24 protein-coding genes and 4 pseudogenes are annotated in these 25,088 nt (G+C 41.8%); 8 read left to right on the top strand and 20 right to left on the bottom strand.

The genetic code is table 11. The features are described from left to right. Positions 1-38: 38 nt before the first annotated feature. From LZ575_RS04530 to LZ575_RS04435, 20 genes and pseudogenes are all read right to left on the bottom strand, one after another. Positions 39-830 carry a cation transporter gene (locus tag LZ575_RS04530; protein WP_235329317.1) on the bottom strand — a complete coding sequence of 264 codons (792 nt, stop codon included), beginning with the start codon at positions 828-830 and terminating at the stop codon, positions 39-41. Between the two features lie 189 nt (positions 831-1,019). Next, a pseudogene (gene lpdA / locus LZ575_RS04525) lies at positions 1,020-2,425 on the bottom strand (dihydrolipoyl dehydrogenase). A 145-nt stretch (positions 2,426-2,570) separates the two neighbouring features. Then, a complete protein-coding gene (locus tag LZ575_RS04520; RefSeq protein ID WP_235329315.1) occupies positions 2,571-2,747 on the bottom strand; it encodes a hypothetical protein in 177 nt (58 codons plus the stop codon). A 78-nt stretch (positions 2,748-2,825) separates the two neighbouring features. Next, the gene (locus LZ575_RS04515) at positions 2,826-3,191 is read right to left on the bottom strand and encodes an STAS/SEC14 domain-containing protein (protein WP_235329313.1); all 366 of its coding nucleotides are present in this window, start codon (positions 3,189-3,191) and stop codon (positions 2,826-2,828) included. A gap of 241 nt (positions 3,192-3,432) precedes the next feature. After that, complete coding sequence (gene nhaA / locus LZ575_RS04510; RefSeq protein ID WP_235329311.1) at positions 3,433-4,797, bottom strand: Na+/H+ antiporter NhaA; 1,365 nt, start codon at positions 4,795-4,797, stop codon at positions 3,433-3,435. Then, positions 4,782-5,138 carry an STAS/SEC14 domain-containing protein gene (locus tag LZ575_RS04505; RefSeq protein WP_235329309.1) on the bottom strand — a complete coding sequence of 119 codons (357 nt, stop codon included), beginning with the start codon at positions 5,136-5,138 and terminating at the stop codon, positions 4,782-4,784. Before LZ575_RS04505 ends, nhaA begins: the two co-directional genes overlap by 16 nt. Positions 5,139-5,299: 161 nt before the next feature. Continuing rightward, the gene (gene rpe, locus LZ575_RS04500; protein WP_235329307.1) at positions 5,300-5,956 is read right to left on the bottom strand and encodes a ribulose-phosphate 3-epimerase; all 657 of its coding nucleotides are present in this window, start codon (positions 5,954-5,956) and stop codon (positions 5,300-5,302) included. Between the two features lie 71 nt (positions 5,957-6,027). Then, positions 6,028-6,483: an OsmC family protein gene (locus tag LZ575_RS04495; RefSeq protein WP_235329299.1), complete on the bottom strand. Its 456-nt coding sequence runs from the start codon at positions 6,481-6,483 to the stop codon at positions 6,028-6,030. A 268-nt stretch (positions 6,484-6,751) separates the two neighbouring features. Beyond that, on the bottom strand, positions 6,752-7,090 hold the full coding sequence (locus tag LZ575_RS04490; RefSeq protein WP_235329297.1) for a four-helix bundle copper-binding protein: 339 nt from the start codon (positions 7,088-7,090) through the stop codon (positions 6,752-6,754). Positions 7,091-7,260: 170 nt separating this feature from the next. After that, a pseudogene (locus tag LZ575_RS04485) lies at positions 7,261-9,741 on the bottom strand (heavy metal translocating P-type ATPase). Between the two features lie 70 nt (positions 9,742-9,811). Beyond that, entirely contained in the window at positions 9,812-10,360 is a 549-nt protein-coding gene (locus LZ575_RS04480; RefSeq protein WP_235329295.1) for a helix-turn-helix domain-containing protein, read from the bottom strand. Then, the gene (locus tag LZ575_RS04475) at positions 10,357-10,536 is read right to left on the bottom strand and encodes a hypothetical protein (protein ID WP_235329293.1); all 180 of its coding nucleotides are present in this window, start codon (positions 10,534-10,536) and stop codon (positions 10,357-10,359) included. Before LZ575_RS04475 ends, LZ575_RS04480 begins: the two co-directional genes overlap by 4 nt. Before the next feature lie 177 nt (positions 10,537-10,713). Beyond that, the gene (locus tag LZ575_RS04470) at positions 10,714-12,744 is read right to left on the bottom strand and encodes a heavy metal translocating P-type ATPase (protein WP_235329291.1); all 2,031 of its coding nucleotides are present in this window, start codon (positions 12,742-12,744) and stop codon (positions 10,714-10,716) included. A 77-nt stretch (positions 12,745-12,821) separates the two neighbouring features. Continuing rightward, complete coding sequence (locus LZ575_RS04465) at positions 12,822-13,352, bottom strand: transcriptional repressor (RefSeq protein ID WP_311195972.1); 531 nt, start codon at positions 13,350-13,352, stop codon at positions 12,822-12,824. Further along, positions 13,349-13,683, bottom strand: a pseudogene (locus LZ575_RS23265) (P-II family nitrogen regulator). Before LZ575_RS23265 ends, LZ575_RS04465 begins: the two are co-directional and overlap by 4 nt. 101 nt (positions 13,684-13,784) lie before the next feature. Beyond that, positions 13,785-13,931 carry a hypothetical protein gene (locus LZ575_RS04455; protein ID WP_235329289.1) on the bottom strand — a complete coding sequence of 49 codons (147 nt, stop codon included), beginning with the start codon at positions 13,929-13,931 and terminating at the stop codon, positions 13,785-13,787. A gap of 43 nt (positions 13,932-13,974) precedes the next feature. After that, a complete protein-coding gene (locus tag LZ575_RS04450) occupies positions 13,975-14,859 on the bottom strand; it encodes an efflux RND transporter periplasmic adaptor subunit (RefSeq protein WP_235329287.1) in 885 nt (294 codons plus the stop codon). Further along, positions 14,811-15,032, bottom strand: a complete 222-nt coding sequence (locus tag LZ575_RS04445; protein ID WP_235329285.1) for a hypothetical protein — start codon at positions 15,030-15,032, stop codon at positions 14,811-14,813. The genes LZ575_RS04450 and LZ575_RS04445 overlap by 49 nt, the downstream gene beginning before the upstream one ends. A 30-nt stretch (positions 15,033-15,062) precedes the next feature. Beyond that, entirely contained in the window at positions 15,063-19,532 is a 4,470-nt protein-coding gene (locus LZ575_RS04440) for a CusA/CzcA family heavy metal efflux RND transporter (protein WP_235329283.1), read from the bottom strand. 91 nt (positions 19,533-19,623) lie between these two features. Further along, complete coding sequence (locus LZ575_RS04435) at positions 19,624-20,016, bottom strand: hypothetical protein (protein WP_235329281.1); 393 nt, start codon at positions 20,014-20,016, stop codon at positions 19,624-19,626. A 260-nt stretch (positions 20,017-20,276) separates the two neighbouring features. On the opposite strand from LZ575_RS04435, the pseudogene LZ575_RS04430 reads away from it, so the two are divergent. The 8 genes and pseudogenes from LZ575_RS04430 (at position 20,277) to LZ575_RS04400 (ending at position 25,061) form a co-directional block, all read left to right on the top strand. Continuing rightward, positions 20,277-20,648 (top strand): annotated as a pseudogene (locus LZ575_RS04430) (ArsR/SmtB family transcription factor). A 1-nt stretch (position 20,649) separates the two neighbouring features. Then, the gene (merTP, locus tag LZ575_RS04425; RefSeq protein WP_235329279.1) at positions 20,650-21,258 is read left to right on the top strand and encodes a mercuric transport protein MerTP; all 609 of its coding nucleotides are present in this window, start codon (positions 20,650-20,652) and stop codon (positions 21,256-21,258) included. A gap of 113 nt (positions 21,259-21,371) precedes the next feature. Then, on the top strand, positions 21,372-22,367 hold the full coding sequence (locus tag LZ575_RS04420) for an NAD(P)/FAD-dependent oxidoreductase (protein WP_311195971.1): 996 nt from the start codon (positions 21,372-21,374) through the stop codon (positions 22,365-22,367). Continuing rightward, positions 22,321-22,719 carry a hypothetical protein gene (locus LZ575_RS23260; protein WP_311195970.1) on the top strand — a complete coding sequence of 133 codons (399 nt, stop codon included), beginning with the start codon at positions 22,321-22,323 and terminating at the stop codon, positions 22,717-22,719. The genes LZ575_RS04420 and LZ575_RS23260 overlap by 47 nt, the downstream gene beginning before the upstream one ends. A gap of 21 nt (positions 22,720-22,740) precedes the next feature. After that, positions 22,741-22,950: a GDCCVxC domain-containing (seleno)protein gene (locus LZ575_RS04415; RefSeq protein WP_235329277.1), complete on the top strand. Its 210-nt coding sequence runs from the start codon at positions 22,741-22,743 to the stop codon at positions 22,948-22,950. Between the two features lie 63 nt (positions 22,951-23,013). Next, positions 23,014-23,382, top strand: coding sequence for a metal-sensitive transcriptional regulator (locus LZ575_RS04410; protein ID WP_235329268.1), 369 nt, complete (start codon positions 23,014-23,016; stop codon positions 23,380-23,382). A 282-nt stretch (positions 23,383-23,664) separates the two neighbouring features. Further along, the gene (locus LZ575_RS04405) at positions 23,665-23,934 is read left to right on the top strand and encodes a glutaredoxin (protein ID WP_235329266.1); all 270 of its coding nucleotides are present in this window, start codon (positions 23,665-23,667) and stop codon (positions 23,932-23,934) included. A 710-nt stretch (positions 23,935-24,644) separates the two neighbouring features. After that, positions 24,645-25,061 carry an HYC_CC_PP family protein gene (locus tag LZ575_RS04400; protein ID WP_235329264.1) on the top strand — a complete coding sequence of 139 codons (417 nt, stop codon included), beginning with the start codon at positions 24,645-24,647 and terminating at the stop codon, positions 25,059-25,061. The last annotated feature ends 27 nt before the right edge of the window (positions 25,062-25,088 follow it).

Here is a 25,088-nt window from a genome sequence, read left to right as displayed (position 1 = left end):
TAATTCTCCTCTTGTATTCTCAAATACAACTTGCCCCGTCACTTGGATAATTTTAATATTCTAAGGGCACCGCGCATTACGAAAGTGAACACAATCCCACCAATTACTAAATCCGGCCATTTGCTGTTTAGAAAATAGACCAGTACCCCTGCCACTATAACACCACCATTCACTATAATATCGTTGGAAGTGAAAATGGCACTGGCCTGCATATGCGCCTCATCGCTTTTAGCCTTATTGATTAGCCAAAGCGAAATCAAATTTCCCGCCAGGGCGAAAACCGAAACGATGATCATCCATTGAAATAATGGCGTTTCACTACTTAAGAAAAAGCGTCTTATAACTTCTACAAATCCCAGTAAAGCAAGCCCCATCTGAAGGTAACCGCTAATTCCCGCAACCTTCTTTTTTCTTGAAATGGATGTCCCAACGGCAAACAAGCTAAGGGCATAAACAATAGCATCGGCAAGCATATCCAGGGAATCAGCAATAAGACCCATGGAGGCTGATATCCATCCGGTGGTCATTTCTATGAGAAAGAAACCAAAGTTTATTCCAAGTACCCACCAAAGGATTTTTCGTTGGTGGGAATCATCTGAAGGTAAAGGCAACGCAGCTTCTGTGGTCTCTTCCAATTTATCATTTAAATCCAGCTGACGGATTTCCTGATGTACTTCCGTGCTGTCTCCGGTATGATAAACTTCCAATTTTCGATTAGAAATATCAAAAGCCAAATGTTGAACCTGTGCAACAGACTGCAACTTCATTCGGATCATCTGCTCTTCCGAAGGGCAATCCATTTTTTGAATGGTAAATGTGCTTTTATTCATTGTTAATATTTGTTATACGACCCGAACAAGAGAGGCCACTTTAAAGGAAGATCCTTTATTGAAAGTACTACACATCTTTGACTGTTACTTTAGCTCCTCTGTGGGCATCTCTTGTTTCTTTGGGGTTTTCAACCTCCTGTAGCACGACGCCAACAGTTATAAGGCTGATGATCAATCGGGAATTTTGGATTAAATATGCAAAGCCCTGTCATCTGTAGCTGCCAGACAGGCTTCTTTAAAGGTCTCGGAGAAGGTGGGGTGCCCGTGGGACATCCTTGCAATATCTTCGGCAGATGCCCTGAATTCCATTGCCACTACCGCTTCTGTATAACTGTCCGCGATGCGTGGGCCTATCATATGTACCCCCAATATCTCATCGGTTTCCTTATCTGCAATTACTTTTATAAAACCGTCTGTGTCCATACTTATTTTTGCCCTTGCATTAGCTTTAAAGGGAAAAGAGCCTGTTTTGATACTTCTTCCTGCTTTTTTTAGTTCTTCTTCAGTTGATCCTACGCTTAAGCAACCTCTGGTTGAGTGTACACGATATTTGGAATGAGCGAATAATTGATATGTGGTTTTTGGCCAACAATCCGTTCGGCTACAAAAACGCCCTCTTCACTGGCCTTATGGGCAAGCATTGCCCCACGGATTACGTCCCCTATAGCATAAACGCCTTTGACATTGGTTTCGAGGTTCTCATCTACTGTTATCTGTCCTTTTTCGTTGGTTTCCACTCCAATATTTTCAAGGCCTAAATTAGCGGTGTATGGTTTTCTGCCAATGGCCATAAGGCAATAATCGCCTTCTAAACTCATTTCTTTTTTATCGGATAGGTTTTCCGCTTTCAACGCCACTTTGCCTTCAGTTGCTGTTGCATTTGTCACCTTATGTTCCAAATAAAATTCAATTCCCTGTTTTCTTAGGGAACGGTGCAATTGATGTCCCAGTGCGCCATCCATAGTGGCAATGAGGCTATCAAAATATTCTACAATCGATACCTTTGAACCCAGGCGGGCGAAAATAGAACCTATCTCTACCCCGACAACACCGCCGCCAACGACCATTAAATGCTTTGGTATTTCCTGTAGGGCAAGGGCTTCGGTGGAAGAGATGATCCTTTTTTTATCGATTTCAATATTGGGCAGTGAAGCGGGTTTGGACCCTGTGGCAATGATGATTTTATTGGTTTCTATGGTTTCCGTTTTGTCCTCGCCCTTAATCTCAATCGTATTTTTGTCCTTAATAGTGCCGTGGCCTTCAAAAACGGTTACCTTGTTCTTTTTCATCAGGTAACCAACGCCATTGATGATTTCCTTTACCACATCCTGAACCCTTTGGTTCATTTTTAGAATATCGACATTGGCCTCTTTTACATCAATCCCAAAGTTTTCAAATTGATGTTTCAGTTTGTAATAATGCTCCGAGGCTTCCAGCCAGGCTTTTGAAGGGATACAGCCCACGTTAAGACAGGTGCCGCCAAGCGTGCTGTACCTTTCAACAATGGCTGTTTTTAGCCCTAATTGGGCGCAACGTATAGCGCTTACATACCCACCCGGTCCAGATCCTATAATAGTTACATCAAATTTTTCCATATCTTGAAATTAAAGTTTTAAATTAATATTGTTCACAACAACCCAAATATTAGGTCTACTTTTTAAGAAAGAGCGATTACATTCCACTTTGACCAATACTTTCTGATAAGTTTTACAGGAAAGTTATTGGTTTATGCCTTAGGTCTCATCCTTCCAGATCATAAAACCATTCTTCCGCCTGTTTAATGGCTTTGGTTATCGCTTCTTTTGTTGTATACTTTTCCTCTTTCATAAGATCGTTGGCTATTTCAAGAGCTTTCTCCCTCACTGCCGGGTTTAGGGAATCCAAGTCTGTCTTAAAATCTTCAAATGTCCAGTCCATAGTTACTTCTTTTTGTTAAACAATTTTTTCCTGTTTATTGACAGTTTCCCATCTTAAGAGGGCATTTTTTGCTGTAAGCTACTCCTTTATTAAACCAATCCGGGCTTTGGCCGTATCCTTTTCATTTATGTCAAAGTATTTTATTTGAGAGCCTGAAAAGAAATTTAAAACCTTTGTAGTTTTTTCCTGCCATTTTTTATCCCCAACAATAGCCATATTTCCGTAGTCGGAAATATGTGCAGCATCTATTTTTAGATCTACCCACAATCCTTCCAAATCGTATCCGTAGAAATCGTGCAGTTCAAAATAAAAATCCACTTTATTATTTTTAGCAATAATTTCATCGATAAGCGGATGCAAATTTTCCACCTCCTCTTTTGAAAGCTTACCGCTCACTTCCACGGCAATGAGGTTGTCCCTATTTGAATTTAAAAGGTTTATCATATACTTTATATGCTTGTCAGGTAAAAAACCTAATAAGCAAAATTGAATTATAATTGTCACGTCGAGCGCAGTCGAGACGTTTTTGTTTATTTTGATTTATACCTCGGCCCTCTCCAGCTATAGCAATTCCCATATCACTCAATGTTGCCGTTGTTGCATTTATTAATTCATTTTGAAGTTCCTAAGTATCCAACTCCTTCCTGTTTTTGGTTTGACTATCCTCCGGCTTTCACAGAATACCTTAAACAACTTCTCCCGGCTCCTGTTGCTTAACACTCCGAATCTTCCCCAGGCTAAGCACAAGCACACCCGCTATGGCTGCTATAAGTGAAGCGAGCAGTACACTTATTTTTGCTATCTGAACCAGGTTTTCATCTGCAAACGCCAGGTTCGTGATAAAAAGGGACATGGTAAATCCAATACCGGCTATTAGCCCTACTCCTACAATATGTTTCCAGCGGAGGCCATCCGGTAGCCGGGCAAAGCCCATTTTGACGCCCAGGTAGGAGAAGGCAGTAATGCCGCAGACTTTCCCCAGCACCAGGCCTGCTAAAATTCCGAGACCCAGCGGATTTGCCAGGACTTCCGAAATTCCAAGATCGAGCTTTACACCTGCATTGGCTAACGCAAAGACAGGAATGATAAAAAAGGCATTGAAACCAGTAAGCGCATTTTCCAGCCGCAGTAGGGGAGGGTGGGTATGCTTGGTGTCCCTTCGTATTGTTTCCAGAATACTTTGCTGCTTCTTATTGGTAAGCAGATAAGAATTTACAAGATCTGTTTTTTCCAGCTCATGCACATGGGTTTGGGTCCGTTGCTGAAAATCCTCACTTTCTAATCTCGGTTTAACGGGAATGGTAAGGGAAAACAGCACTCCGGCCAGGGTGGGATGAATTCCGGAGTCAAGGAAAGCCAGCCATAAAACAAGGCCCAGCAAAATATACAAAGACAGGTGTTTTATTCCTGCCCTGTTAAGTATTGCTAAAACAAGTAGAGTCCCTCCAGCAATCAGCAGGTTCATCCAGGCTATTTGGCTGCTGTAAAAAAAGGCAATGACCAGAATTGCGCCAATATCATCGGCAATGGCTAAAGCTACCAGAAATATTTTTAACTGTACAGGCACCCGTTTTCCTAAAAGTCCAAGGATTCCAAGAGAATAGGCAATATCTGTAGCCATGGGAATACCCCAGCCGCTGGAGGTGGGCGAATTGAGGTTTATCAGGAAAAAAAGCAAAGCAAGTACCAGCATGCCACCCAGGGCAGCGAATATAGGCATGGAAGCTTTTCTGAAATTAGACAGTTCTCCTACCATTACTTCTCTTTTCAATTCGAGCCCGGCCACCAGAAAGAAGATCACCATCAGGCCATCGTTAATCCATTCTTCCACAGAAAGGGAAATTTCCAGGTGCTCCGGTGCTCCTATTGATATTTCGTCAGTCAGGTAATGGTGATATATGTCGGCCGCCCCAGTATTGGCCAGCACCAGAGCCACCAAAGTAGCAACAATAAGCAGAAGACCGCCTGCGGTTTCCCGGTCAAGAAACTTCCGGGCAGTTTCCTTCATGTAGTCTACAGGGGTAGATTTCTTTGTTACTTTTCTATCCATATTTGTGCTTCGGTACCATGATTTATTTCAAAAAATTTTATTTCGGCAGAAGTAAAGGGCTTCATTATATCCGTCATCCATTCTTCCCATTTTTTATCCCCCACCATGGCCACTTTTTCAAAGTCGTTTACATGCTGGACATCGAATTTCAGATCTTCCCAAAAGGCTTTTAGTTTCCATCCTTCAAATCCCTCCATTTCAAAATACCAACGGATCTTCTGATTTTTCCCAACAATGTTGTTTAGCAGAGGCAAAAGCATATCATAATCGGCTTTGGTTAAATTTCCTGTTGCTTTGGTGGCAACTATGTTGCCTCCCGTTTGTTCTAATATTTGTAGCATAACTCCTTTTTTAGTCCCTTATTGAGGGTTTGATTCCCCGTCCCGATAGCTATCGGGATGCCTCGAATTTTTAAAAGTATTTGCAATTCAAACCTCATAAGCTTTCCCCCAAGGTTCTTGATTTTTTATTTGATTTATTCCTTTTTATAAAATTTGTTGCATTATGGGTGTTTTTTAAGCTCCTGAATTGCCTTTACGGGATCTTCGGAATTGAAAATACTACTTCCTGCTATAACAGCATCAGCACCTGAATTCCAAATTTCCTTAACGTTATTCCTGGTCACTCCTCCATCTACTTCAATAAAGGCCTTTGCATCCTTTCTTTTTATCAATTGCTTTAATTCCTTTATTTTCTCCAGCGTTTGAGGAATAAAACCTTGTCCGCCAAAACCCGGATTTACAGCCATCACGCAAACTGTATCCAAATCCCTGATCACGTATTCCAGGCTTTCCAGAGAAGTATGCGGATTTAAAGCTACCCCTGCTTTACAACCCAGGCTTTTTATTTGTTGCACCACGCTGTGCAAATGGAGACAAGCCTCGGCGTGCACTGTAATTTGCTCCACTCCATACTTAGAAAAAACTTCCAGATATCTTTCAGGCTGAGCAATCATTAAATGCAGTTCCACCGGTTTCTTATTGTGCTCCGCAATAGCTTTTAAAATTGGTGTGCCAAAGGAAATATTGGGAACAAACATCCCGTCCATAATATCCACATGCAGCCAATCTGCTCCGCTCCTGTTAATAATCTCGAGGGTTTTGCCCAGGTACGCAAAATCTGTCGAGAGAATGGAAGGGGCAACCATGAGATTTTTCATATAAGTTAGGTTTTAACGCTGGTTCAAAATTTAAACTAAAACCTTTGAACCCTGAATCTTCCTGAAGGAAATTATAAAAAAGGTTCCACTATAACCTCTGTTAGTACAGAGTTGGAGATAAAACATTCAGCATGTGCTTTATGGTGCATTTTTTTCATTTCTTCTTCATCAGGTATATGTTCACCGGAGAATTCTACTTGGGGCCGTAAAAAAACCCTGGTCACCGCCTGTTTACCGTCCTTGTTTTTCTCAACCACTGCAACGGTTTCATCTTTATAATTTTTTATAATATACTTTTTAAAGGAGGCAATAGCCAGAAAAGTCAATAAGTGGCAGCTGGAGAGGGAAGCAGCGAAAGCTTCTTCAGGATTTACAAATTCAGCTTTTCCCAGATATTCGGGAGCTGCAGATGCAGTAATTTGCGAGCCTCCTCCAAAAATCCATTGATGGGTACGGGTATACTTCTTATAGGAAAAATCTTCGGAATCGGATTTCCATTCTAGTTTAACTTTAAATTCTGACATCATTTTCTTGTTTTAAATTAAAATCTACTTTAGATAGTCTTTTGTTCTATTAGTTATATTTATTGATTTTAAATAATTGTGCCTGGAAAGGAAACCCGGGTTAACTAATACAAAAAATTCTTAATTTTCTTTAGAGAACTTCCTCATATTATATTTCTAGTTTTAAATTTGGTTCGCCCTCTATTTCTCTTGTAACACTTCTTTTTTTGTTTTTTTACTTTAAGGAAAATATGCGATGCTATAAACACCGCATACCTTTCATTACATTAGCTTAACTGCACATCACCGTGATGATTATGGCATGTTCCGCACATTCATTACAGGCTTGAGCACATTTCTTACAATGCTCATGATCGTGTTTTGCACATTCTTCAGCACACATCCTGCAAGCTTTTTCACAGATCAAAAGATATTCATGCGCAAGGGCAGAATTTCTCTGTAGCAACCTAGCTGCTTGTATACAAATGTCAGCACAGTCAATGTCCAACGGAATGCATCTTTGCATCATTCTGGTTTCTCCTTCTGCTAAGCTTTGAGCAGCACAGTTTTCACAAGCTAAAGCACAGTTTAGCAATGTTTGAACGAGTTGTTCATGATTTTCATTTTTCATAATTAAATAGATTTAAATTATATGTAGAACTATTTCTACCAAGGTTTATAATATTTATCCTTTTTCAGTATTATTTTTCATTTTTGAGACCAAATCAAATGCTCCCAATTCCCACTTGCTACGCCGATAAGGGCGGATAATACTCAAGAATTTCTTTATTAAGCCATCTTTTATTTCTTATACGCCAATAATCTCAAAGCATTGCCCACCACCAATAATGTAGAACCTTCGTGAACAAGTACTGCTATACCAATGTTGGCAAACCCGAAAATAGTGGCCGGAATTAGTAAAGCCACAATACCCAAGCTTACCCAAAGGTTTTGTTTGATGATGCTTTTGGCTTTCCTGCTCAAACCTATTGCAAAGGGCAGGGTCTCCAGCTTATCGGCCATCAGTGCGATATCGGCGGTTTCAAGTGCCACGTCAGATCCTGCTGCTCCCATTGCAATACCCACTGTACTGTGTGCCATAGCCGGGGCATCGTTCACTCCATCGCCTACCATGGCTACTTTGTCCTCCTGTTTCTTTAATTTTTTAATAGCATCTACCTTTTCCTCGGGAAGCAGGCTTCCCCAGGCATCGGTCAGGCCAATTTCACTGGCCACTGCATCAGCTACTTTTTGGTTGTCCCCGGTGAGCATGATCATACGTTTAATACCAATCTTTTTCAGTTCCACCAGGGTGGCTTTGGCTTCTTTCCGTGGTGTGTCCATAAGGGAAATAATACCTATATATTCCGCATTACTGCGTATCAACATTGTAGTGTTTCCTTCAGCTTCCTGTTCCCTTACTTTTTCTACGATTTCTTCTGAAGGTTTTTGATCATCGAGTGCATCAAAAAGATCAAGATTGCCTATGTACACCTTGTCTTCGCCAAGGCTTGCTTTTATACCTTTTCCCAAAACAGCTTCCAGGTCTTTTGCTTCCGGAATGTGTGTATCTCCCAGGCGTTCTTTTCCGTCCCGTACCACTGCTTTTGCCAGGGGGTGGTCACTCAGGGCCTCGACCGCTACCGCCGATTTTAGCAGTTCCTCTTCACTTAAGTCTGTTAAGGTAATAACTTTGGTGAGCTTTGGTTTACCTTCGGTAAGGGTACCGGTTTTGTCAAAAGCGATAGCGGTGAGCACACCCAGGTCTTCCAGTGGCCGCCCGCCCTTTACCAGAACACCACCCCTGGCTGCGCGGGCCACTCCGCTAAGTACGGCACTGGGTGTTGAAATGGCAAGTGCACAGGGACTGGCAGCAACTAAAACAGCCATTGCCCTGTAGAAACTTTCACTAAAAGGTTCATCGAGGACAAGGAAGGCGAAATTCAGCAAAACCACCAGGGCCAAAACCGATGGTACAAAATATTTCTCAAATTTATCGGTCAATAATTGGGTAGGCGATTTCTGCGTCTGGGCTTCATTCACCAGTTTCACCAACCTTGACAGCGTAGAATCCTGAGAGGTTTTAATTACCTTTACTTCCAGGGTACTATTGCCGTTAATGGTTCCCGCAAATACACGGTGTTCTTCTTTTATTTCACTTTCTTTTGAATAATCCCTGTCAGGGTCTGGTACAGGAGACTTATCCACAGGGACGCTCTCGCTTAAGTGATGGGTGCCTGGTTTACACTACTATTACCATTGACTACAACCCCATCGGCAGAAATTTTGGTGTTGGATCTCACTACAACAATATCACCTACCTGAAGTTCTTCTATTTTTACTTCCCGGGTCTTTCCATTTCGTTTTATCAGAGCAATTTTAGGTGCAAGGTCTGCTAAAGCTGCAATAGATTTTCGGGCCTTGTTCATGGCGTAATTTTCCAGTGCATGGCCCAGGCTAAAGAGGAAGAGGAGCAAAGCCCCTTCTGCCCATTCTCCCAAAATGGCCGCCCCGATGGCCGCAACCAGCATAAGGAAATCAATTTCGAAACCTCCTTTGGCAACCGTTTCAATGGCTTCTTTTGCCGTGTAATAGCCTCCAAAGAAATAGGCGCCAATATATAAGGCCAAACTTGCCCATTCAGGCACAGTTTCCAGGTAGGAAAGACCAAAACTTGCCCAACAAAACCCCGCAAAAAATGGAAAAGTACATCTCGGTATTTTTTCCTAAAATACCCCCGTGGTCATGGGCGTGGCCTTCATCTTTAAGCTCTACCTCCTCGTGAGAATGTTCAGGGGTTTCAGCCGTTTCAGGAGGCGCTTTTTCATTCTTTCTGGCAGTCTTGATTTTCAGGCCTTCGTTTTTCAGGATGTGACGAAAATCTTCTTCGTTGGTTTTAGCCTTTATGAATTCCAGCCTTACGATTCCCGATGCAGATACCGAAACTTCCATAACCTCCTCCAAACCTATTAACCCTTTTTCAATTTTTCTTGCATGTCTTGCATGTCTTATTCCCTCTACCTCCAGCAGGCTATGCCCAAACTCATTGGTCAATGATGCCCCTGCCTGTTTGGCCATTTTTTGAATGCGGTCAATGGAAATAATATCCGGGTCATAATGAAAGCAAAGCAGAGGGGTATCAACATCTTTTTCAGAAGAAATATGCACCTTTTCAATACCTTCCCTGTTTTCCAGTTGTTGAATAAGCCTGTTGACACAGGCATCTTTTTCATCGTGCACCTGTGGGAGCACCACCGGGATTTTGATTTGCAATTTTTTCATGGTCAAAATTTTAAATTCTCGCTCTCTCTAATTGTACAATGCCTTTCCTTTTCCTATATAGGCCAATGCCTCAGGAATATCCAGTTCGCGTTTGCCGTTTCCGGTACGGATAAAAAAATGGGACTAAGTCCCCGACATTGAGGAATACCTGTGTTTTTGAGGATTTTATATTTAAATGACAAATGTCCCTTCTTTCAAATTTGTAAAAAGTTACTTTTACCAAAGAACAAAACCTGGTGCCCAAAGTAACGGAGACCAGTTGCATGATATATTGTTCAAAACCATCCCTGCCGGGCTTCTTCACGGTTTGGTAATCTTCTTTAAGCCCTAAAACCAGGCCTTCATCATCAATACCAATCAACAGGTTGCCACCTTTGCAGTTCATAAAGCTTACTATGGTTTTGGCAACTACGTTTTCTAAAGCCTTATTTGGTTTTAGTTGTCGTAAGTCCCAACGCAAGGTTGATTTAAATTCTACTCCCTGATTTTCACCTTCGGTTATAAGCGCTTCTACAATATCCATTTCATTCTTCAATTTGCCAAGTTGGAAGATTTTTTTCCTGGTATAAAACATCAATGCCAGGCTGATGCCCAAACAACCAAAAAGGAGGTTCTTCAAAATCTGGTCAAAATCCCCAAAGCTACAGCAATTTGTTCAAAAACAATTTCCAGGATATACCACCAACTGCCCTGGTCGCCCTGATTGTCATACAAAAAAAGCCCAAGGGGATGAATGATAAATACCCCCATCACGATACCTACAATAACAGTAAAGAAAAACCCCTTGTTGTTCATCAGACAATTATTTTATTACATCATATTCAATGGTATTGGACCTATACTATTTTTTTGTGCCTCATCTTCAGTAATTTTTGCTCCCTTTAATCAACTGTTACATGATTGTGTTTTATCAAATTATGATTCAGTATTTGTTGATTACAACCTTGTCTCCTTACACTTTTGGCTTCCAATTTAGGCAAACTCCTTTTCCGTGTTTGTTTTCCTTTTAGGGGAATGCGCTACAGTTTTATCTAGAACTTTTGTTTCAGAAATTTTCTTTGCAGGGAAATCCATTTTCTGGATCCGCACGGCATTTAATATGGCCAGCAGGGTAACGCCCACATCGGCAAATACCGCTTCCCACATGTTTGCCATTCCAAAAGCCCCCAGGGACAACACCAAAAATTTTACCCCAAAGGCCAGGCCTATGTTTTGCCAAACAATCCGGTTTGTTGCTTTGCTTATTCTAATAGCGGTAGCGGTTTTGGAGGGCTGGTCATTTTGTATCACCACATCCGCAGTTTCGATAGCGGCATCGGAGCCCAAACCGCCCATGGCCACGCCAATGTCGGCAAGTGTGATAACGGGTGCGTCATTGATCCCGTCACCGATAAAAGCCAACATAGCCGATCTTTTTTTTAACTTTTCGGCTTCCTTGATCTTTCCTTCGGGCAGCAAACCACCAATAGCCAGGTCCAGCCCCAGCTCCCGGGCGAGTGCCTGCACTACCTTCTCTTTATCGCCGGAGAGCATGACCAGGTTTTTTACCCCAAGCTGGCGCAATTCATCCACGGCCAATTTCGCATCTTCTTTTATTTCATCTGCAATGGTAATAAAGCCACAATACTTTTCGTTGATGGCTATCACTACCGTTGTTTCCGCAAAATCGTCTATTTCCGTATCATAGGGGATACCATATTTTTTTAATAGCTTAGTGTTTCCAGCCAATATGTTAAATCCTTCTACCTGTCCTTTCATCCCCATCCCGGAAATCTCTTCTGCCTGCTCCACCCGAACTGCTTTGTAGCCCAAACCAGCACAATAAGCGGTCACCGCCCTGGCTACGGGATGATTGGAGCTGCTTTCGAGGCTTGTCACCAGGTTCAATATGAACTCCCGGTCAAATTCCACGGTCTTGATGTGCTGCACTTCAAAAACCCCTTTGGTAAGGGTGCCGGTTTTGTCCATCACCACGGTGTCCACCTTCCGCATCTGGTCCAGGTAATTGGAACCTTTAAAAAGAATGCCGTTGCGGGAAGCCGCGCCAATACCGCCAAAATATCCCAAAGGAATGGAGATCATCAGGGCACAGGGGCATGATACCACCAAAAATACCAGGGCCCGGTAAAGCCATTCCCCAAAAACATAGGTTTCCATAAAAAAGTACGGTAGCAAAGTGATCGCAGTGGCCAGCAAAAACACAATGGGGGTATAAATTTTAGCAAAACGGGTAATAAAACGTTGGGTTTTTGCCTTTCGGGAAGCCGCTTCCCGTACCATTTCCAAAATTTTTGAGAGTTTGCTGTCCTCAAAACGGCTGGTGACTTTTATGGCGCTCAAGTTTTCCAAATTGACCATTCCGGCCAAAACCTTTTCGCCCTCGTATTTACGATCTGGTGCGGGTTCGCCAGTAAGTGCCGCGGTGTTGAAAGTGGCCTTTTCAGAAATCAAGATTCCGTCAATGGCTACCTTCTCTCCCGGTTTTACCTGGATAATACTACCAATCGCCACCGTGGACGGGTGCACGATTTTTATAGTTCCGTCTGCTTCCACGACAGCCACCTCCTCGGCCTGGATTTTCAACAAACTTTCAATGGATTTTTTTGCCTTGTTTACCGCGGCCCCCTGGAACAATTCGCCCACGGAATAAAACAGCATTACCGCAACGCCCTCGGCATACTCGCCCAACAAAAAAGCACCTATGGTGGCAATTCCCATCAGGAAAAATTCGTTAAAGATATTTCCTTTCCCTATTTGCGTGATGGCTTTCCACAATACAGGCCCGCCCACAGGCAGATAGGCCAGGCCAAAAAACAATAGTTGAAGAGGTGCCGTAAACCAGTTAGGGGCCACAACTTCTTTTAAGACAATACCTACGGCCAAAAGAAGAAAAGCGGTAATTGCCAAACCGTATTCCCCATACTTTTGGAAAAAACCACTTTTAGTTTTATTGGGGGCTACCCCCCCTGTTGAACATGCACCGCTACCGCAACAATCGCCCATAATATTTTTCTTTTAAATCCTCAAAAACAGCTTATTCCAAAGGTACATTTAAAAACCTGCAATGAAATTGCATTTTTTTAGCCTGAACATTTGCCGCAAACCCCTTTTACCAACAACTCTGCCTCCTTTGATACAAAATGCTCCGGCAAGGGCACTTCGGGGACTTTTGATTTGGGCAGGCAAAAGGTTTCCCGGCAGTTTTGACAATAAAAATGTACGTGCATATTTTCGGGGGCGCATTCACAACCTTCTTCGCATAATGCATATTTGGTTGTTCCGGTCCCGTCCACTATACTGTGTATCAAACCTTTTCTCTCAAAAGTTTTTAGCGTACGGTACAGGGTTATTCTGTCGGCCTTTTCAAAAACCGATTCTAAATCCTGTAAACTCACCGTGAATTTTTGTTTTTGCAGTGTTTTAAGGACCAACAACCGCATGGCCGTTGCCCTTACTTTTTTTTCAGTCAGTAATTTTTCAAGCTCCTTCATTTTGGATTTATATTTCACATCAATACCGTAAATTGTGCCTGAAAAGGAAATCCGATTAGTAAGACAAACAGTTAGAACTTCCTTTACAGGACTTATTTTATTGTTGTTGCTCTCCGTCAATCAAATCTCTTTATGGATTTTCCGGTTTTTATCTGGAAGGCATCTTCGATATCAGAAACGTAGATGATCCCGTCGCCCGGGTCCGTTGTCTTTCCATTTTCGACTATGATGTCTATAGCTTTCTGAGCTTCTTCATTCTGGCATACCAGCTCCAATTTTATCACAGGACTATCTGTAATGCGAAAATCCAGTGAAGGACTGGCTCCTTTCGTCTTAAATGCACGGTTCCTTCCCCCTGTGAAAGGGTCATGCTTTTAAATCCATTATCACTAAGGGCTTCAACTACTTTTTGAACTCTTTTTGGTTTTATAAATGCTTTTATTTCTTTCATTTTGTAATAATTTTATTATTTTAACTCTTTTTTTAAACCCGGCCTGCCCTGTATTAAGACAAACAGTTGCGGACAAGCCAGGTTCCAAAAAATAACTTATTTTAATGCCCATGAGAAGTCTGGCTCTTCTTCATCTCTGCTATTAGGTAATATGCATTGTTCCAGGCCACTTTAGCCCCTTCCGGTAGTGGCTCCAGGAGTTTAATTTCAACCCAGCCTTCATTTTCTTCTCCTGTCACTACTTCCACCTACTTAAACGACCACTCGGTTTCCCCATCTTCCTCGTGCTTTTCAGCAATGAAGATGTAGGATTTCCCTTCTTCCTCCACTACCGCCCCTTCGGGCAAAGCCGTCACCTCCGTACTGAGCGCCTGTAATAATCCTTCCGTTGATATACATACCTGGAACAAGGTTTCCTGTTTCCTCCTGTATCTCTGCATGAACGTGAACAGCTTTGGGATTTTGCTCGAACTTTTTACCGACGGAATAGATCTCAGCAGTATAAGATCTTCCTGGTATGGATTCCATTTGAAGTAAAACCTTTTGCCCTTCTTTAATCTTGTATACATCTTTGGCAAATACCATTAAATCGGCATGTACATGTTCGGTATTAATCACTTCGAATAGCTCGGTTTGAGGATCAACATATTGTCCTATCTGCACACTAACATCTTCAATGTTCCCCTGGATTGGACTTACCACAGGTATATTCTCATTAATATTTCCTTCTCGTATGGACGCAACATTTAGGTTTAACCGTCTTAGCTGTGACTCCAGGCCTTTTACTTCTGCCTGTACCACCCGATAATCAGCCTGTGCCTGTTGAAACATTTTACCCGAACCAACTTCCTGTTCGTACAGCCTTTGCTGGCGATTAAATTCTTGTTCCAGGTTCTGCATACGACTATAAGCTGTCATATAATCAGTCTGTAACCTGGTGAGGTTAGGGTGGGAAAGATACGCCAGGGTTTGGCCTTTTCTAACTTCATCCCCCTCAATAACTTCAATAGAAGTCACGTTGGCGCCTAAAGTAGCGGTTACGGTAGCCTCGTACTGTGGCGGTACTTCCAGTTGCCCTGTAGCTTCCACTACCTCGGAAAGTGGCCGGGTGGGCAAAGTGTCCACTTTTATGTCCAGGCTGTTGAACTTGAGCTCGGAGAGATGCACTTCCCCCATCCCGCCTTCTTCTCCTTCTTCGTGCCCCGCTTCTTCTCCGGCATATGACCGGCTTCTTCGGTAGTATTACCTTCGCCTGATCCGGCAGCTTCTTCGCCTTCTCCGCCGTTGCAGGCAGAAAGGAAGGTTACCGTAATGAGCAGTGTGAACAGTTTTAAAATGTGCTTTTTCATTTTTATATCTTTGTCTATTAATTAATTGTTTTATTCCGAAGTATTTATATAATATTCGAGTTGAGAGCGGCTGTCGAGATAATTGCCCAATGCGTCCCAGGCATTTACTTCTATCCGTACAGCATCCCGGATGTTTTGCAGGAAAGTCACATAGTCAATAGCTCCCTCCCGATAAGCGATAATGGCTCCTGTCCGTTGCTCTATGGCTAATGGGAGCGCTTCTTCCTGATAATATGTCCAGGAATTAAGCCACTTCAGGTATTCTTCGCGTGCCTCAGCATAAGCTGTCTTTAGCTCAAACTGCGTTTGCTGTAAATTTGCCTCAGCTATTTCCCTGTCTATCCTGGCAGATTGTGTCCTCCCCAGCTCGGGTCCAAAGAACAAAGGAATGCTGATGCCAACCTGATACTGGTAGAAGCCTGTCTGCCCGTCGATTTTTTGTCTACCGTACTGCGCCTGAAATTTCGGAAGAAACTGCGATCGCCTTTCCCTTATAGTTGCATCAGCCACCTCTACCCGTTGCTCATACACATTGAGCAGGGGATGATTCCCAAGGGGTTGCAGTAATTCACTTATGGGCTCATCAAACTGATCGGCAGGAACATTAGGTACCGTATAAAGTGTGTCACTGGCAAACCACAGGTTGAATCGCTGCAGGGCACTTAAATAATCCCGATATGCCTGCTCTTTTTGTATTTCAACCTCATTGCCCTGGTTTACTGTAGCCAGGTATTCTAGCCTGGAAATAGTCTCGGTTTCCAGCCTGATCTGTGCAGCCCTTTCAATATCGGTAAAGGCTGAATCCAGACTCCTCAATGTTTCATATTCATTTTTAGCAGCATACACCGAAGCCCAGGCCTGACTTACCTCCAGCTCTACTTCAAGAATGGAAAGATCAAGGGCTTCTTTAGCAAGGGCCACTCTTTCTTTCTGCAACCTCAGGCGAGGGGCAATCCCGAAGATGTCGATATTCTGCTGCTGAACCCCGATTTGTGTATAAACCCCAAGGTCAGCATTACCCGAACCGTTGTTAATTTCTTCCGCCCCGGTAAATATTTGCGTATTTCCCAGGTCCCAGGCTGTTTTCTTTAAAGCCTGCTGGCTTTCTATCTCCAGGGCAGCGGCTCTTATTCTCGGAAAAGCTTCTATAGCAAGTTTTTTGGCCTCTTCTAACGAGAGGCTTGACAAAGAATCCTGTTGGACAATTGTCTCAGTCTGAGCCGGAAAATTTTCCTGTAAAGAATTGTTTTCCTGTGCCTGTGCAGGGGTGCTAAAACCAATTAAGCCTCCAATGGAAAGCAAGACCACTAAAATAGCTGGAACCGGAGCAAACCCATTATCATTATTTCTTTTATTTTTCATATTTTCTATTAAAGTATAAAGGACTGGCAACACCACAAGGGTGAGAAGGGTAGCTGTAAGCATTCCTCCAATTACTACTGTAGCTAATGGCTGCTGTACCTCTGCTCCTGCTGATGTGGAAAATGCCATAGGCATGAACCCTAAAATATCTGTTACCGCTGTAAGCATAATCGGCCTAATTCGTTCCTTGGTACCCATAAAAATCCGGTCTTTGATACTGGTTACGCCTTCTTCTTTCAAGGAATTGAAACGGTTCACCAGCACCAGCCCATTAAGAACTGCCACTCCAAAGAGCACGATAAAGCCTACACCTGCCGAAATACTGAACGGCATGTCCCGGAGCCAGAGGGCGAAAATACCCCCAATGGCCGCTAATGGAATGGCCATATAGATCATGATAGATTGCGAAAAAGATCCAAGTGCAAAATAAAGTAGTACAAAAATCAGGAATAAGGCGATTGGCACCACTATAACCAGGCGGTCTTTGGCACTTTGAAGGTTCTCAAATTCCCCCCCGTATTCAATGTAGTATCCCGGGGGTAAATCCAGTTCGGCATCCAGTTTTGCCTGGATGTCATTGACCACCGACTCTACGTCACGGCCCCTCACATTTACCCCAACGTATGTTCTTCGATAGGTGTCGTCCCTGGAAATTTGCATCGGTCCTGGTATATAACTTATATCGGCTACTTCATTAATTGGAACCTGGGTACCATTAGGCAGATCAATGTATAAGGTCCGTATATCTTCAATACTCTGTCGGTGCTCTTCATCAAAGCGCACTACCAAATCGAAACGCCTTTCTCCTTCAAAAACAACCCCGGCTACTCCACCTGCAAAAGCGGTATTTATATATTCATTTATTTTTTCGATTTCCAGTCCATACTGTGCTAACTTGTCCCGATTATAGCGTACCGTCATTTGTGGGAGACCAGAAGTTCTCTCTGCATTTACATCTCCTGTTCCGGGTACGGTTTGAATAATCTCTGCCATTTCCTGGACTTTAGTAGAAAGAACTTCTAAATCCTCCCCATAGAGTTTTACCGCAATATCTTCTCTTACCCCTTCCAAAAGCTCATTAAATCTAAGCTCTATAGGCTGGGTAAAAACCAGATTGACACCTGTGAGATGCTTGTCCAGCAGGTCCCTGATTTGTTCAATAAGTTCTTCTTTGCTATCAGCAGATACCCATTTGTCCCTGTCTTTTTCGAGAATTATGTACATATCTGCTATATCCATCGGCATGGGATCGGTAGGAATATCGGCCACCCCAATTCGGGCTGTTGCTGTTTCTATTTCCGGGAAGTTGTCCAACAGTAAGGTCTCAATTTTTTTAGAGACTTCAATAGATTCATTTAATGAACTACCTGGACGAATTAAAGCTTGCATGGCAATGTCCCCTTCATCAAGCTGCGGAATAAATTCTCCCCCCATCGTGGAAAAAATGTAACCTGCAGCCCCCAATAAAACGATAGATCCTATGATAACCGCAGCTTTGAGGCGAAGGGACGCTTTTAAGAGCGGAAGGTAGGCCCGATGGATACCACCAATAATTTTATCACTAACTTTTTCCAGCCAGCGTTCTAACTTGCCATACCAGTTTTTCTTGTTTTGAATTGGCTTCATAAACAATGCAGTCATCATAGGTACGTAGGTGAGGCACAAGATGATGGCACCTATCATTGCAAACCCGAAGGTGTAGGCCATGGGCTTGAACATTTTTCCTTCCACTCCTGTTAGGAACAGGATGGGCGCAAACACAATAAGAATGATAACCTGGCCGAAAAAGGCCGAGCCCATCATAGTGCTTCCAGAGTCGTAAGCTACCTCGTCCATGACAGCCTGATTAAATTTAACTTTTCCGGCTTTAACCCTTTTATGGATTTCATAAACGGCACCTTCTATGATAATAACCGCACCGTCAATGATTATCCCGAAGTCAATGGCACCCAAACTCATTAAGTTTGCCCAAACCCCAAACTGTTTCATTAGGATAAATGCAAACAGTAAAGAAAGAGGAATGGTGGTTGCAGTAATTAAACCTCCACGCAAACTCCCCAACAGGAATACCAATGCAAAGATTACGATCAAAGCACCTTCCAGCAGGTTTTTAGTTACAGTATCAGTAGTTCTGCCAATAAGGGCACTTTGGTCAATGATAGGTCTTATTTCAAGACCTTCCGGCAAGGAGCTTTCTACCTCCGCCATCCTTTCCTGGACCCTCTGTATCACTGCATTAGGATTGGAACCTTTCAACATCATAATAATACCTCCTACGGCTTCTTCTCCATCCTGGGTAAAAGCACCATAACGCACCTGACTTCCAAAACCCACTTCTTCGGCTATATCCCCAATGGTAACAGGAGTGCCATTTTCATTGGTGACAACTATTTTCCTGATGTCATCTAAAGACTGGATAAGGCCTTCTCCACGAATGAAGTTGGACATTTTGTTTTTTTCTATATAGGCTCCGTAAGTATTTACATTATTCCGGGCCAGGGCCTCATATACCTGGGAGATGCTTACATCCAGCGCATTTAATTTCTCAGGGCTAATAGCTACTTCGTACTGCTTGATGTATCCACCAAATGAATTCACTTCCACGACACCTTCCAGCAAGGTTAACTGTCTCTTGATTATCCAATCCTGAATGCTTCGAAGCTCCGTAGGAGTATACTCCTCTTCATAATCTGGTAGCGGCTGAACGGTATATTCATATATCTGTCCCAAACTAGTAGAAATTGGTCCCATAGTGGGGCTGCCAAAATTTTCCGGAATGGTTTCCTGCAGCTCGGTCAATTTTTCCTGAACCAGTTGCCGGGGCAAATAGGTGCCCATGTCATCTTCAAAAACAATGGTTACAACGGAGAGTCCGAAGCGGGAAACGGACCTTAATTCTATTACCCCGGGAAGGTTTCCCATAGCCAACTCGACGGGATAGGTGACAAATTGTTCAATATCTTCAGTACCTAAGCTGGGAGATTGGGTAATAACCTGTACCTGGTTATTTGTAATATCAGGAACCGAACCTAGGTTCACGGTCATCATAGACCAGATTCCGGCTCCAATTAGAGCCAATGTAAGTAGACCCACTATAAACTTGTTGTTTATAGAAAATCCAATGATCTTATTAATCATGTAAAAAAGTTTAATTCAGTTATAAAAAAGAGGGTAAGCCATTGAAGTGATCAATGACATTAGGATATAAGTATCCTATAAATAAAGGAAATTAAACTTGGGGAGGTTGAAAAATTCCGCCTAGGGCGGCAGAAGAAAACGGGGGCTGGTAAAAAACACTTATACTTTGATCCTCTAAAGGTTCAATTACAGCTAGCTCAAAAGTATCTGAGTTAACAAACGAAAATCCATGAGAACATACATGATGGCCCTGTAAGGGGAGTTCGCCGTCATGTCCATCGTCCTGGTGTCTATTCAAATTTTTCTGATCTCCGTAGTGGTAGTCTAGAAATTCAATAAAGCCAATACCGCTACCTGCTGTTTGTTCATTATAGTGCTCAACAAGATTTGGTATTTTTAGTAACTCACAACACCAATCCATTACTGGTCCCGAAGATTGGAACAAGAAAATGAAGGACAAAAAAGTGGTTGCTAATATTTTCATATGGGCACAAAAGTAATAAAAAAAAACTTGCAATTGGATTGCAAAAAATGAACTTCAAAAAAAGAGAGAGACTTTGCGGTTTTCTTTTGATGAATTTCTAAGAATTTAAATAGGCAGGACTTATGAGTAGTTTTCCCGAAACAGTGTCCCGGAAAAAATTTATTGGACAAAGGTAAATGTATTAAGTATTCTTTTCATCCATATTTAATAATTTGCTTAAATAAGAAATAAATTTTATATTAACAGCCTTAAAACAACTTATGAAACTTGAAATTACCTGTACACGTGCTGAAGCTAACCATGCACAGCTTTTAAATTGTCAAGCCACAATTGGAAATTTGGACAACGGTTTCCGGCAAATGACTAAACTCTTGTCTATTGTGGTAATGATGTGCGTTTGAAGATTCTCTTCCTTTTAAATATGGAGAATGAATTATGCCCCTGTGATATAGCAGACATTTTGAAAATGAGTATGCTTAGCGATTTCACAACATATCCGGAAAATGAAGGATGCGGGCTTTATTGCTTCCAGAAGGGAGGGACAAACTTTGTATTATTCGCTGGTAAAATCTGAAACTCAGATTTTGAATAACATCTTCACTTCAATTAAATCATTAAAAAAATCCGCTTAAAATGGATACATCCCAAAATAAATACAATAAAGCTGCTTTTGGCGGAGTAGTAGCAGCTATAGCGGCTTCTTTATGCTGTATTGCACCAGTTCTTGCCCTCGTAGCAGGTACAAGTGGCATGGCAACTACCTTCTCGTGGATGGAACCTTTCCGGCCTTATTTAATTGCTCTCACGGTTTTAATCCTGGGCCTGGCCTGGTATCGAAAGTTGAGGTCCCGAAAAGAAGCTGAAAGCGACTGCGGATGTGCAGAAGATGAAAAACAATCTTTTTTGCAGACAAAGAAGTTTTTATTAGGTGTAACATTATTTGCAGGCCTCATGCTGGCTTTTCCAAATTACTCCGAGGTATTTTACAGCCAACCCAAAAAAGAAATAGTCTATGTCTCACAATCAAATATTGTTAAGGAGGTATTTGTTGTAGAAGGAATGACCTGCGCAGGATGTGAAGCACCTGTGGAAGGTAAGGTAAGTAAACTCAATGGCATTATTTCGGTCAATGCCAGTTATGAAAATGCCAATACGGTAGTTGAATATGACAAAACAAAAGTAAATAGGGCTGCAATTATTACTGCCATAAGCAGTACTTATTATAAGGTAGTAGATAAGTGACCTAAAAAAGTGAGATGAAACCAGCATGATGCTGGGCGCAAAAAAGTCAACATTCAGAGGAATGATTAAAAACCTGTGCTGAATTCCCTAGGTTTGTGCCAAAATATAAACACATGAAAAAGTATGATGTATTTGTAATAGGTTCCGGAATGGCAGGAATGACTATTGCCAATAAATGTGCTTCTAGAGGTCTGAGGGTAGGAATAACAGATGAATTACCCTATGGTGGTACCTGTGCCCTTCGTGGATGTGACCCAAAAAAGATCATACTCGGCCCTACTGAAGCAAAACACTTGGCTGATAATTTATACGAGAAGCAAATTTCTGAAGTACCAGCTATTTTCTGGCAGGAAGCAATGAAATTCAAACAGGATTTTGTGGATGCTATGCCGTCTAAAATTGAAAAAGCTTACGAAAAAAACGAAATTGATACCTTTCATGAATCAGCAAAATTTATTTCTGAAACTCAATTGCAGGTAGGAAAAGAAACTATAGAAGCCGGGAAGATCATAATAGCTACGGGTGCAAAACCGAGAAAGCTGGATCTCCCGGGTGAGGAGTATACTATTAGTAGTACAGATTTTCTTAATTTCAAAACCCTGCCATCCTCTTTGCTGTTTATTGGCGGTGGGTACATCGCTTTTGAGTTTGCACATATGGCTGCCCGTTTTGGCAGTAAAGTGACAATAATTCACAGGGGGAAAAGGCCACTGGAGAATTTTGATCCTTTTATAGTAGATCAATTAACTGAAGCTACCAAAAAGTTAGACATACAATTAATTCTGAACACCAATGTTACGGCGATTGAAGAGGCGAATGGGGCTTTTCGCGTAACCGGAAAAGGTGAAAGTGGGGAAAAAATATGGGAGGCTGCGCAGGTGATCAATTCTGCCGGAAGGCCTCCTGCCATTTTTGATTTGGACCTCAAGAAAGCAAATATCGCCTTTGGTAAAAAAGGAGTTGAAGTGAATGAATATTTGCAAAGCACCACCAATCCAAATGTCTATGCTGCCGGGGATGCAGCAGATACAGATGGTATTCCCCTTACACTTAGTTGCCGTTATGGAAGCACATATTGTAGCATCCAATATTTTAAAAGGCAACACTAAGAAACCAGATTACACCGCAATTCCCACCGTTGTTTTTACGCTGCCCACAATGGCTTCGGTAGGACTTTCTGAAAAAGAAGCCACTAAAAAAGGTCTGGACTTTAAGGTGAACAAGGATCGTGTTCCCGACTGGTTTACCGCAAAAAGGATCAACGAGAAAACCTATGCCTATAAAACACTCGTTGAGAAAGAAACCGGAAAAATTTTGGGAGCACATCTTATTGGCCCACATGCCGAGGAAGTAATAAATCTATTTGCCCTGGCTATAAAAGCGGGATTTACTTCCAAAGATCTAAAAACTATGATCCTAACCTATCCTTCATCAAGTTCAGATGTTGTATATATGGTATGATTAACTAAAAATAATAAAAAAATGAATTCATTTATCACTCAGTCAAAAATCACTTGCCCTAATTGCGGCCACTCCAAGCAGGAAGAAATGCCAACAGATGCCTGCCAATTTTTTTATGAATGCGGGCAATGTAAAGAAGTTTTAAAACCCAAAGAGGGTGATTGTTGTATATTCTGTTCTTATGGCTCTGTTGCTTGTCCTCCTATTCAGGAGAATAAAAGCTGCTGTTAAATTATCTTTTAAAATTTGGTGACCACCCCAGGGCACGTTTTAAATTTGAAAAAATTAAACAAAATGATACCACGAGATTTAAGTAAAGACATCAAAACCAGGCTACAGAGCATCAATGGACAAATAAAAGGTCTCATAAAAATGCTTGATGAAGATATCAACCCCGAGAAGATCCTCATTCAGTTTAAGGCGGCACAAAAGGGACTGGATAAGGCCCACTTTTTATTGTTGGATGAAACCTACCGGAAAGCCCTGGCCATAAAAATTTCTGAAACCGTTGATGCCTGCCCTGGAGATTGTGGAAATGAAGATCGCATTGAATTTATAAGAAAACAATTCCCCGATTTAGAATTGGATACCCTTACTTCCAAAATGAGTGAAATAGCCGATTTACGGAGGAGAATAGACGGGAATAGCCAAAAGAATGAGTAAGGAAAATTAATTTTCTTCTTTCTGTCCTGGCAGAAAAAACTGCTTTAATTCTGGAGCTATGGGAATATAAAGAAACAATGCCCATAATACCCTATCTACAAATAAGATTATCTCCTTTTTTAGGCATTAGCTTGTTGCCCCTAATCTCATTTTACCTTACTAAAAAAATTCCTCAATTTTTTTAGAATTTCAGTTGGAGACCACCCCGGGGTCTCCCTTACCTTTAGATTCTTCTATTATTAATAGAATATAAAAATTGTTTAATAATTAAAACTTAAAAAGATGAAACGTCAAATAGAAATATTTACGGCAAATTGTCCGGTATGTGATCCGGTTGTGAAAATGGTGAAAGATCTCGCTTGTGATAATTGCGAGCTCACCACTTATGATTTGGTGAAACAGTGTGATGATAAGTCCTGTGTTTCCAAGATAAATGAATATGGGATCAAGAAATTACAAGCAATTGCAGTAGATGGAAAATTACTGGATTGCTGCAAAGGCAATGCCATCACAAAAGAAAAACTGTTTGAAGCCGGAATAGGAAAAGCTTAATTTATAGGAAAGGCACGGCTTATTTAAAACCAATGTTCCCCGCTCCCCTGTAAGCGGGGAAATCCATTAAAACCGACCTAATTATTGAACCATTAAATTCAAAATTAGAAATGTAATGATGTTTGAAACGATAGTATTACCGCTTCACTAATTATTTGGACCAGCACCTATGGGAACCGGATAGGAAAAAGTGCCATCAGTTTTGCTTAAAATGTATTGCTCTATGTACGGTCTGTGTGCAATTACTAGCCAGCCAGTCCGATTAATCAAGCCGTGTTTGCGCCATTTGCGCCGATCTTTGTAAAGCCTGTGCCGATCAATGTGCCAAATTTGATAGCGAAGTATGCCAACAATGTGCAGAGAAGTGCAGACAATGTGCGGAAAACTGTGGAAAAATGGCAGCTTAAGATTCATTTGAAGCTAAAAACATTCTTTGAGATTCGAGCAGTATCTTTTATGTTATTGTCCTTCTTTTTATTTTACCTCTACCCAATTATTTTAGGATCCATCGAGAATTATCGAGAAATGTTATATAAGAGTCAAAATTGGGTTAGTTGCGTCTGATTTTCCTGCGTTGTTCACTTTTATTTTAACCAAAACTACTACACATCACTTTCAGTCTTTGCAATTCAAAAGTTTTAATGTTTTTTCCATGAAAGTGAAAGAAATGAAGCACTTATAATAAATAAAAATTTTTAACTTTGTGCTTCATGAAAAAGGCGTTTCACAATATTGTTTCCTTTAGTATGGCCATTCTGGTGTTTGCTTCAACTACTTCGTTTACAGTTGACAAGCACTTTTGTGGAAAAATGCTGATGGATCTTGCAATCTTCTCGGAAGCGGAAAGCTGTGGCATGGAAATGCACTCCCATTCTGACGGAGATAGCTGCTCCCTTGAAGTGGATCCGTGTTGCAGCGATCAGACCACTGCGGTGGAAGGGCAGGACGAATTAAAAGTCTCCTTTGATTCCCTTAGTTTTGATCAACAGCTGTTCCTCAACAGTTTTACCTACTCTTATCTTAATCTTTTTGAAGGGCTGCCACAGCAGGTGGTGCCGTTTAAACATTACACTCCCCCTATTCTGGTCACGGATATTCAGATCCTTGACCAGGTCTTCCTTATTTGATCTTTTGCAATTCTCATAGATAACGGC

It is taken from the genome of Antarcticibacterium sp. 1MA-6-2 (genome assembly GCF_021535135.1).
Lineage (GTDB): Bacteria > Bacteroidota > Bacteroidia > Flavobacteriales > Flavobacteriaceae > Gillisia.
Note: the sequence above shows the minus strand (reverse complement) of the source record. Positions and strands in the feature narration are given on the sequence as shown.

What these genes read in the sequence shown, in the direction of transcription:
- LZ575_RS04530 (WP_235329317.1), bottom strand. Translation starts at nt 830, where the DNA reads ATGAATAAAAGCACATTTACCATTCAAAAAATGGATTGCCCTTCGGAA.
- LZ575_RS04520 (WP_235329315.1), bottom strand. Translation starts at nt 2,747, where the DNA reads ATGGACTGGACATTTGAAGATTTTAAGACAGACTTGGATTCCCTAAAC.
- LZ575_RS04515 (WP_235329313.1), bottom strand. Translation starts at nt 3,191, where the DNA reads ATGATAAACCTTTTAAATTCAAATAGGGACAACCTCATTGCCGTGGAA.
- nhaA (WP_235329311.1), bottom strand. Translation starts at nt 4,797, where the DNA reads ATGGATAGAAAAGTAACAAAGAAATCTACCCCTGTAGACTACATGAAG.
- LZ575_RS04505 (WP_235329309.1), bottom strand. Translation starts at nt 5,138, where the DNA reads ATGCTACAAATATTAGAACAAACGGGAGGCAACATAGTTGCCACCAAA.
- rpe (WP_235329307.1), bottom strand. Translation starts at nt 5,956, where the DNA reads ATGAAAAATCTCATGGTTGCCCCTTCCATTCTCTCGACAGATTTTGCG.
- LZ575_RS04495 (WP_235329299.1), bottom strand. Translation starts at nt 6,483, where the DNA reads ATGATGTCAGAATTTAAAGTTAAACTAGAATGGAAATCCGATTCCGAA.
- LZ575_RS04490 (WP_235329297.1), bottom strand. Translation starts at nt 7,090, where the DNA reads ATGAAAAATGAAAATCATGAACAACTCGTTCAAACATTGCTAAACTGT.
- LZ575_RS04475 (WP_235329293.1), bottom strand. Translation starts at nt 10,536, where the DNA reads ATGAACAACAAGGGGTTTTTCTTTACTGTTATTGTAGGTATCGTGATG.
- LZ575_RS04470 (WP_235329291.1), bottom strand. Translation starts at nt 12,744, where the DNA reads ATGGGCGATTGTTGCGGTAGCGGTGCATGTTCAACAGGGGGGGTAGCC.
- LZ575_RS04450 (WP_235329287.1), bottom strand. Translation starts at nt 14,859, where the DNA reads ATGGGGGAAGTGCATCTCTCCGAGCTCAAGTTCAACAGCCTGGACATA.
- LZ575_RS04445 (WP_235329285.1), bottom strand. Translation starts at nt 15,032, where the DNA reads ATGAAAAAGCACATTTTAAAACTGTTCACACTGCTCATTACGGTAACC.
- LZ575_RS04440 (WP_235329283.1), bottom strand. Translation starts at nt 19,532, where the DNA reads ATGATTAATAAGATCATTGGATTTTCTATAAACAACAAGTTTATAGTG.
- LZ575_RS04435 (WP_235329281.1), bottom strand. Translation starts at nt 20,016, where the DNA reads ATGAAAATATTAGCAACCACTTTTTTGTCCTTCATTTTCTTGTTCCAA.
- merTP (WP_235329279.1), top strand. Translation starts at nt 20,650, where the DNA reads ATGGATACATCCCAAAATAAATACAATAAAGCTGCTTTTGGCGGAGTA.
- LZ575_RS04420 (WP_311195971.1), top strand. Translation starts at nt 21,372, where the DNA reads ATGAAAAAGTATGATGTATTTGTAATAGGTTCCGGAATGGCAGGAATG.
- LZ575_RS23260 (WP_311195970.1), top strand. Translation starts at nt 22,321, where the DNA reads ATGGAAGCACATATTGTAGCATCCAATATTTTAAAAGGCAACACTAAG.
- LZ575_RS04415 (WP_235329277.1), top strand. Translation starts at nt 22,741, where the DNA reads ATGAATTCATTTATCACTCAGTCAAAAATCACTTGCCCTAATTGCGGC.
- LZ575_RS04410 (WP_235329268.1), top strand. Translation starts at nt 23,014, where the DNA reads ATGATACCACGAGATTTAAGTAAAGACATCAAAACCAGGCTACAGAGC.
- LZ575_RS04405 (WP_235329266.1), top strand. Translation starts at nt 23,665, where the DNA reads ATGAAACGTCAAATAGAAATATTTACGGCAAATTGTCCGGTATGTGAT.
- LZ575_RS04400 (WP_235329264.1), top strand. Translation starts at nt 24,645, where the DNA reads ATGAAAAAGGCGTTTCACAATATTGTTTCCTTTAGTATGGCCATTCTG.